Here is an 859-nt window from a genome sequence, read left to right as displayed (position 1 = left end):
ACCATGCGGCCGTCGGCGGCCTTGAGCGGCAGCGCCAGCAGCGCCTCCAGCCCGACCTGGCGCTCGCGCGGCAGCTGGGTCGAGGAACAGCAGGCCGAGTTCGACGCCGTGCTGGACCTGCGGCCGGCGCCGGCCTTCACCCAGCACGCGCTGCCGCAGGGCTATGTGCACCTGCCGCCAGGGCTGGACGCCGAGGCGCGGCTCGCGCGGCTGTGGCCGCTGCGCGAACTGGTCGGCACGTTTGAAAAGCCGCGCTTTTTCCGCTACCAGCAGCGACTGTGCGCGCATGCACGCAACGAGAAGGTCGGCTGCCAGGCGTGCGTCGAGGTGTGCTCGGCCAGCGCCATCCGCAGCGACGCCGAGCGCCAGCGCATCGTCGTCGAGCCGCACCTGTGCGTCGGCTGCGGCGCCTGCAGCACGGTGTGCCCGAGCGGCGCGCTGACGTTTGCCTACCCCGATGCGGCGCACCAGGGACGGGCGCTGAAGACGCTGCTGGCCACCTCCCGCGCTGCCGGCGGACGCGACGCCGCGCTGCTGCTGCACAGCCAGGGCGCCGGCCAGCGGCTGCTGGCGGACTGGGGACGCGCCGCACGGCTGGACGCCAGCGTGCACGGCGTGCCGGCGCGCGTGATCCCGTGGGCGCTGTGGCACACCGCCAGCACGGGGTTGGAGCTGTGGCTGGCGGCGATCGCCTGGGGTGCGAGCCAGGTGTGGCTGCTGCTGACCGATGAGGAGGCGCCGCAGTACGCCGAGGCGCTGCGCGCGCAGATGGCGGTGGCGCAGGCGATCCTGCGCGGGCTGGGCTATCGCGGCGAGCACCTGCGCCAGCACCAGCCGCTGCAACTGCGCCACCGGACCG

Annotated in this window: 1 protein-coding gene; it reads left to right on the top strand. The window is 74.5% G+C overall.

Going from position 1 to position 859, the window contains the following annotated elements:
• Positions 1-859, top strand: an 859-nt coding sequence (locus ACK4TH_RS12425) for a 4Fe-4S dicluster domain-containing protein (protein WP_409626901.1), incomplete at both ends; no start/stop codon positions are given.

The organism is Tepidimonas sp. (genome assembly GCF_046292505.1).
Taxonomy (GTDB): Bacteria; Pseudomonadota; Gammaproteobacteria; order Burkholderiales; family Burkholderiaceae_C; genus Tepidimonas.
The sequence above is the reverse complement of the archived record's forward strand: the minus strand, read 5'-3'. Positions and strand labels throughout refer to the sequence as shown.